The sequence below is a fragment of the Moorena sp. SIO3I8 genome, assembly GCF_010692325.1.
GTDB lineage: Bacteria > Cyanobacteriota > Cyanobacteriia > Cyanobacteriales > Coleofasciculaceae > Moorena.
This window is the reverse complement of sequence record NZ_JAAHHW010000167.1, coordinates 3,908-11,405: the sequence shown is the minus strand read 5'-3', so window position 1 is coordinate 11,405 and position 7,498 is coordinate 3,908. Positions and strand designations below refer to the sequence as shown.

General features: G+C 43.5%; 7 protein-coding genes. 3 read left to right on the top strand and 4 right to left on the bottom strand.

The genetic code is table 11. The features are described 5' to 3' along the window. The 3 genes from F6K51_RS33090 to F6K51_RS33080 all read left to right on the top strand — a co-directional run. The coding region (locus tag F6K51_RS33090) for a WD40 repeat domain-containing protein (protein ID WP_293029007.1) at positions 1 to 1,221 on the top strand (1,221 nt) is incomplete at its 5' end. A gap of 308 nt (positions 1,222 to 1,529) precedes the next feature. Next, a complete protein-coding gene (gene pgeF / locus F6K51_RS33085) occupies positions 1,530 to 2,315 on the top strand; it encodes a peptidoglycan editing factor PgeF (protein ID WP_293029004.1) in 786 nt (261 codons plus the stop codon). 62 nt (positions 2,316 to 2,377) lie between these two features. Continuing rightward, on the top strand, positions 2,378 to 3,904 hold the full coding sequence (locus F6K51_RS33080; protein WP_293029000.1) for a DEAD/DEAH box helicase family protein: 1,527 nt from the start codon (positions 2,378 to 2,380) through the stop codon (positions 3,902 to 3,904). Positions 3,905 to 4,208: 304 nt separating this feature from the next. On the opposite strand, the gene F6K51_RS33075 is transcribed toward F6K51_RS33080, so the two are convergent. From F6K51_RS33075 to F6K51_RS33060, 4 genes are all read right to left on the bottom strand, one after another. Next, complete coding sequence (locus F6K51_RS33075) at positions 4,209 to 5,300, bottom strand: hypothetical protein (RefSeq protein WP_293028997.1); 1,092 nt, start codon at positions 5,298 to 5,300, stop codon at positions 4,209 to 4,211. 62 nt (positions 5,301 to 5,362) lie between these two features. Then, positions 5,363 to 5,530: a hypothetical protein gene (locus F6K51_RS33070; RefSeq protein ID WP_293028994.1), complete on the bottom strand. Its 168-nt coding sequence runs from the start codon at positions 5,528 to 5,530 to the stop codon at positions 5,363 to 5,365. A 330-nt stretch (positions 5,531 to 5,860) separates the two neighbouring features. Continuing rightward, positions 5,861 to 6,004, bottom strand: a complete 144-nt coding sequence (locus F6K51_RS33065; RefSeq protein ID WP_293028990.1) for a hypothetical protein — start codon at positions 6,002 to 6,004, stop codon at positions 5,861 to 5,863. A 783-nt stretch (positions 6,005 to 6,787) separates the two neighbouring features. Next, positions 6,788 to 7,498: calcium-binding protein (locus F6K51_RS33060; protein WP_293028986.1), on the bottom strand; the 711-nt coding region annotated here is incomplete at its 5' end.

Genomic DNA, 7,498 nt, shown 5'->3' with positions numbered 1-7,498 from the left:
CATTTAAAGCAACCGGTGAGTGAACAATTGTGGTGGATAATGGATCGGCTGCTCCCAGAAAGCTATCAGCACCGTTATCAATCTGTAGACCAAGTCTTGGAGGTGTTGGAGCTTCAGTCTGCGCCCTCTGCTAATCCCTCTCAATCAACCTCTAAGTATAACGAGTCTTTTCTGAATTTTTTAACGTCATTAAGACAAAATGACCAGTTAAAAAAACAAGTGATGATGGGAGGAGTTTCTTTATTATCTATAGGATTAATTACTCAAGGATATGGATATTTTCGCTATAAAACATTTCCGTCTAATCTAAGTTTTTTGATTGCTGGTTTACCAAGCAGTACCTACCTCAAAACTACTCTCAATGGACACTCTAACTCAGTGCGTTCTATTGCGGTTAGTCCTGATAGTAACTATTTGGTAAGTGGTAGTAATGATCATACTGTAAAAATTTGGAATTTGCCGAAAGGTGAGTTAGTTAGAACTCTTAATGGCCATGATGGTAATGTTTATTCTGTCGCTATTACTCCTGATGGAGAAAATATTGCTAGTGGTGGTGATGACAATACTATCAAGATTTGGAATTTGAAAAGGGGTCAGCTCAAAAAGAATCTTACTGGTCATCAGGGATTTATTAGTTCTGTTGCAATTAGTTCCGATGGAAAAACGTTAGTAAGTGGAAGTTATGACCACACTATCAAAGTTTGGGATTTACCGACTGGCAAGCTGAAACAAACCTTAAGGGGGGAAACGAATTGGGTTAGTTCGGTGGTGATTAGTCCTGATGGCAAAACCTTAGTTAGTGGTAATGGGGGCAATACGATCAGAATTTGGGATTTGGATACAGGTGATCTAAAAAAGACCCTGACTGGTCATAGAGATTCCGTTGTTTCTCTCATCATTAGTCCTGATGGCAAAACCTTATTTAGTAGTAGTTTAGACCGTAATATTAAAATTTGGGATTTGACAATTGGTGAATTAAAAAATACCTTGACTGGACATATATACTATGTTCATTCTCTGGCGATTAGCCCGGATGGAAAAACCTTGGTTAGTGGGAGTGCCAATAATACCATTAAGGTTTGGGATTTAGAAACATGGGAGTTGAAAACTACCCTCACTGGTCATAAAAACTGGGTGAGTTCTCTGGCGATTAGTCCCGATGGAAAAACCTTAGTCAGTGGCAGTAGAGATGATAGTATTAAAGTTTGGAAGTTGCCTTGATTTATGACAGTAAGCTGGTTTAATTTAAAGTTTTAGGTTATGACAGGAAGGGAGCAGGGAGCAGGGAGCAGGGAGCAGGGGTAAAGGGTTTGTTTTTTTTGATATAGCAATTATATTTCCCATGAGGTACAAAGGGATCCCCCTAAATCCCCCTTAAAAAGGGGGACTTTGAGGTTTATAAGTGTAACTCATAAATGCAATAAAAGCTATAATTAAATAATATATAATTGAAATCCACAACAGCTGAAAGGATAAAGTGTAAAGTCTAAGCTGTAAACTGTAAAGTGTAAACCGTCAACACAATTTAAATGCATACCTGGCACTGGGACACTTGGAATAATTTGCCCTATTTAACGAGTAGCCTATTGAAGCAATGGAATCACGGCTTCTTTTCCTCAGCATTTTCTCCCCGTTCTCCTGAAGAAATGGTGGATGTACTCCAGCCTGATGCCCAGGTGTATCGAGTTAAACAGGTTCACGGCAATACAGTACTAACTCCTGGGGAAATTGAAAGTACCCAAAACGGTGAGCCAGACTCCAATAAACCACCGGCTGATGGTATTATAAGTGAAGAAGCTAACCAAGCTGTGTGGGTTTGTACAGCAGATTGTACGCCGTTACTGATTGGGGATATGGAAACGGGACAGGTAGCAGCAATTCATGCGGGTTGGCGGGGTACTGCTCAACGGATTGTTCCTAATGCGATCGCAAGATTGCTAAACAATGGTAGCCGTAAAGAAAATCTACGCATTGCTCTCGGTCCAGCAATTACAGGGGAATGCTATCAGGTATCAGAAACCGTGGCGGCTGAAGTGGGAGCTAGTATTGTATCTACTGATCAAGGGGATACCACTGAATCAATTCTGGGGGTGTTGCAGCAGCTAGACGACTCCCCGATATTAGATGACCCGAAACCCGGACGAGTACGCTTGGATGTGCGGCGAGTCAATGTCTTACAGTTGGAACAATTGGGCATTGATTCAGAACAAATTGCGATCGCACCCCACTGCACTTACTCTGAACCAGAGCGTTTCTTTTCCTATCGGCGTAATCAACTTAAGAAAGTTCAGTGGTCTGGTATTATTAGCTATTGAAGCTAGGCCAAAGCCTGGCAACGGAACCGGTACGACAATAGCAAAGAAACGTCCTTGAATCCATGCCACGCACCCCTAGATTAACCTTTGACCGGGGAACTCTGATTTTGCATCCACCACCGAGGGGCAAAGCTTGGGTGGAGTATGCGACTTGGGATGATCGGGTAGAGAAGTTTCGGATTAGAGGAATTCACTATCGTCCTCTGGTAGAAACCTTACTCAGAGAAAAGGTTGATTTTATTGATGATGCTAGGGAATTTGTGCCTCTGCCACTAGTATCTAGTTTTGAGATGGAACCTTATCCCCATCAACGGGAAGCTCTATTGGCATGGAAGCAAGCCGGTCGTAAAGGGGTAGTGGTGCTACCAACGGGAGCAGGTAAGACTTATCTGGCTCAGTTGGCAATGCAAGACACTCCTCGTAGTACCATAGTTGTGGTACCAACCCTAGATTTAATGCACCAGTGGTATGCTCAACTCGAAGCAGCCTTTCCAGATGTGGAGGTGGGAGTGTTGGGGGGTGGTTCTCGCGATCGCACGCCTATCCTGATCGCCACCTATGATAGTGCCACTATTCATGCGGAAACCTTAGGGAATCGGTACGCTTTGGTGATTTTTGATGAGTGTCATCACTTACCTACGGATTTTTATAAGGTGATTGCGGAATATGCGATCGCACCCTATCGGTTAGGACTGACAGCAACCCCAGACCGCTCCGATGGCCGTCATTGGGACCTTAATGGTTTGATAGGACCAGAGGTTTATCGCAAAAGCCCTGATCAATTGGCGGGTTTGGCCCTAGCTGACCATAAGGTAATTCAGATTAAGGTCAAGCTCTCCCAAAAAGAACGCGATCGCTATAATTCTTGCATGACGTTGCGCAATGATTTTTTGAGGGCGTCCAACATTCATCTCGGCAGTATTAAAGGTTGGCAGCAGTTTGTGATGGCAAGTGCGCGATCGCAAAGCGGACGCCGTGCCATGTTAGCTCACCGGGAGGCGAAGGAAATTGCCTTGGGTACCGATGGAAAATTAAGGATTTTGCTAGATTTGCTGGCTCAGCATTACCCAGAGAAGATGTTAATTTTTACCAATGGTAATGCTACACTTTATCGCATTTCTCAAGAGTTATTGATTCCCGCCATTACTCATCAAACCCCAGTCAAAGAGCGTCATGATATTTTGAAGCGATTTCGGGAAGGAGAGTATCGCTGTTTAGCGGCATCCCATGTGTTGAATGAAGGAGTCGATGTCCCCGATGCGCGAGTAGCGATTATCTTGTCAGGGACCGGTTCATCTCGGGAGTATATCCAGCGCTTGGGTCGGGTATTGCGTAAAGGTAAAGATGGGGAGAAGGTAGCGTTATTGTATGAAGTAGTAGCCGAGGATACCTCTGAAGAACGAACCTCTTGGCGTCGCCATGGTGGTGGTAGCAAGAATGAACCGCGAAGGCGCAAACAGCCGCAAGGGAGCCAGACCGGTAAGCAGTTGGAGTTATTGCCAGAGCCGGGTTATCAGGTCAAGCCTAGGAGTAGCCCCAGGGCGGCTGAGTCTAAGGGCAAGTGGTCAAAGGAGGATGATCAGTTTTAAGTGGGATGATCAGGTGATCATGGAGTATTGTCGGGATTGATAGTGATTCCTGTGTAAAAATATTGCTTGAACAATATTACTTGAAGTTGGTATAAGCTGTCTAATTGAAATTAGGGCTTACGAAGCCGACTAAACGTCGTAAGTCCTAAGATAATATATTCCGATCAGGTGATCTGGTGATGGGGTGCTAGGTATGAATGCAACTTGGTATAAACACCCCTCTCACCAGGTATTAAACTCACCACCCTGCTCTCGGTTTTACCCTTTTGTCAAAGGCAAACTTCAGTTTTGAAAACCCTCAAAGTTATGCAAAACGGGTAGTGAAATGGTCAAGAGTCAGAGTGTAGTTGGTATTACCACTGAACTGATAGACTTGGACGAAGTAGTCACCGGAAAGGTTAATATCTGAGATTGATTCTGAGAGACTGCCACCACGAGTTGAAGTGCGAATGACCTCGCCACTGTCAACCAGACCATTGTTATTAGAATCTCGGATTACTCGGAGATCAGCGTCACTACTAAGTCCAGTAAGGTTAATGTTGACCCCCTCGAAGAATCCAATCGAAAACTCGTAGGTATCAGTGGTATCTGTGTTACCTACAAAACCAGTTCGGCTCCGGTCTGCTGACAAGTTACCAAAATCCTGTTCTGTGTGAAGTATGTTACTAGGATCGGAGGTGGATAAGGCGATATCGTAGGAGACAGAGCCAGAGCTACCTCGAGCAAAGCGCTCCACTTGAGCAAAGTAGAGACCAGTCACTTGATCAGCAAGGTTAATTGAGTCATCATTATTGCCTCCTCTGATGGAACTGGCAATTTGCTGATCCGCTGAATCAAAAACGCCATTGTTATTGCTATCCCGAAATAGTCTGAGATCAGCATCGTCTCCAGCACTGATATCAGTGACGGCAATATTGATGTTTCTGGTTCCATTAAGACGGAACTCGAAGACATCTTTGGGATCATTTGGCGTGACAGAGAAACTGTTGCGGGTGACGGGAGTGTTTGTTAAAGTACCCAGGTTAACGGTGGCAGATAAGCTCAGATTGTAGGAGACATTGCCAGAGCTACCTGGAGCATAGCGCTGCACTTGGGCAAAGTAGAGACCACTCCCTTGATTAGAAAGGTTAATTATGTCATCACGATTGCCTCCTCTGATGGAACTGGCAATTTGCCGGTCTGCTGAATCAAAAACACCATTGTTATTGCTATCCCGAAATAGTCTGAGATCAGCATCGTCCCCAGCGCTAATATTAGTAAGTGCTATACCAATATCTTTGGTACCATTTAGCCTAAAGCGAAAGACATCAGTGGGATCAAATACAGTCAGAGACTTGGAAGAAGGGAAAGAGTTGGTTTCTAGACCACTGAGAGTTCCAAGGTTAAAATTACCCATTGTTTCTTTTCCTGATAGTAAGGTTTTGAATTTAGCTAGAGTAAGTAATTCTGCTTAATGACTTACACAACCCTATGATTGTATATTTTGTCGTTCTTCGGACCACCAATCAGGGTATCGTTGCCACCATTACCGGACATTTTCCAAGACTTCCATTTCTTGAATATGAATGGACGTTCTTTGTGTGCTTTGAAGTAGTTGTTTAAGTCGTTACCGGTGTAACTTCCCATGTCATTTGCTCCTGATAGATTGCAATTGTTTGAAAATTTTGGGATTGTTCGATTCGGAAAGATTAACCCTATTTGTCGGAGTTATATCCTGAAAAGTTTTTCAAGAAATACTCATTATTAATAGTGGAACTTAAGATACCCAGTTTATGGGTAAGTCAAGGGTAATCTTGATCAACAATCCTGATGTTGACCGTTACATATTTCCAAAAAATCACAAAAATTACTCTGTTAGTAGCGTTAAAAACCTGATTACTCAACGCTACTAAATCGTGATTTTATTGATAATATGTTGATTGATTAACAGGTCAGTTCATCTAACAATCAAGTAGATCAAGTCAATTCGTTGGCATTGGTTAACAATGGAATGATTTTAAGAGTAGGTGCGCGCCTCCTAGGGCGAGTAAATCCCCCTTGGGTCGCACCTGTGGAATAGGCATCTTGCCGTGGAATAGGCATCTTGCGTGGAACTGGCATCTTGCCAGTTTCAATATATTTTCGGGCGGGCAGGATGCCCACTCTACTCCTATTCATTGCTCGATTCAGCAACGCCAATTCCTTAGACCCTATCGACCCCTTGATTTATGGAGCACCATGAACTGATATATCGAATACAGATAGTTTTAACCTGGATCTAAGTATTTAGGAGTTCAATTAACTCTTGCTATTGATGTCTGACTTATCTCTAATCGGATTATATATCTAACTCAGATAAAAATTATAACTTTTACAAAAAACTCACTAAACCTTTAACTATGTCAAGCTTTGATAAAGATGAGATGAAATTAGATATAGTAGTATTCAATACGGTGTGGAGATGGGTAAGCAGTTGGAGCTTTTGCCAGAGCAGGGTGATCAGGTCAACAATAGAAGTAGCCCCAAGGCTGCTGAGTCCAAGGGGAAGTGGTCAGATGAGGAGGATGAGTTTTAAGTGGGATGATTAGGTGATCATAGAGTATTGTCGGGATGGGTTAGTGATTCCTGTGTAAAAATATTGCTTGAACAATATTACTTGAAGTTGGTATAAGCTGTATAATTAAGCTTAAGACTTACGAAGCCCACTAAACGTCGTAAGTCCTAAGATAATATATTCCTCAAAAGGTGATCGGGTGATCTGGTGATGGGGTGCTAGGTATGAATGCAACTTGGTACCAACACCCCTCTCACCAGGTATCCCATCAGCAGCTTTCCCCTAAACTCATAGAGCGAGTAAAGCAAACAATCCTAGTTGTCACTCGGTTAGATAGAGTGCTTTGGCGACTAGACTGAGATAAAGTCAGCAGAAGTCAGTAAACCAATAGAATCGACATAAGCAATGTCTTCTGCACCTAAGCTAATGCGAGTACCGTTGGTAATAGAAACACCAGATATTGTACCTGTGAATGAGCTTAAGCTGTAATTGGACAATGACCCGGAAATCTGGATCTTGTCAGAGTCAGTTTCGCCGAAGAAATCAAGTCTGTCGAAATTGTCAATGACAGCGTAATCTAGACCAGCACCGTTGTAATAGATCGAGCCACTGGTGCCTAGGATAATCAGATCCCTGGCACCAAAATCACCAGGATCAAGGATATCAATTTCACCAGCACCGTCCAGAATACTGTTAGTACCGTTCAGGGTATCTGAGCCCAAACCTCCAACTAGGGTATCGTTACCACCTGCGCCAGTGAGGGTGTCATTGCCAGAACCACCATTGAGGCTATCATTCCCGGTACCTCCAAAAAGAATATCGTTTCCAAAACCACCATTGATGGTGTCATTACCACCATTACCATCGAGACGGTTTGCGCCGCTGGTACCGATGATGGTCTCACCCCCCTGAGAGCCCTCGACGTTCTCAAAACTGCGAATCGTTTCGGTATTACCTCCAGAAACTGAGGTGGTCTCAGTTGCCAGGTTGATGGTGACCCCGGAACCAAATGTGACATTGGAATAATCGATAGTATCGATTCCTAGACCGCCATTGTGGAT

Excerpts from the sequence above, each read along its gene's own strand:
- pgeF (WP_293029004.1), top strand. The coding sequence starts at position 1,530 with ATGCATACCTGGCACTGGGACACTTGGAATAATTTGCCCTATTTAACG.
- F6K51_RS33080 (WP_293029000.1), top strand. The coding sequence starts at position 2,378 with ATGCCACGCACCCCTAGATTAACCTTTGACCGGGGAACTCTGATTTTG.
- F6K51_RS33075 (WP_293028997.1), bottom strand. The coding sequence starts at position 5,300 with ATGGGTAATTTTAACCTTGGAACTCTCAGTGGTCTAGAAACCAACTCT.
- F6K51_RS33070 (WP_293028994.1), bottom strand. The coding sequence starts at position 5,530 with ATGGGAAGTTACACCGGTAACGACTTAAACAACTACTTCAAAGCACAC.
- F6K51_RS33065 (WP_293028990.1), bottom strand. The coding sequence starts at position 6,004 with ATGCCAGTTCCACGCAAGATGCCTATTCCACGGCAAGATGCCTATTCC.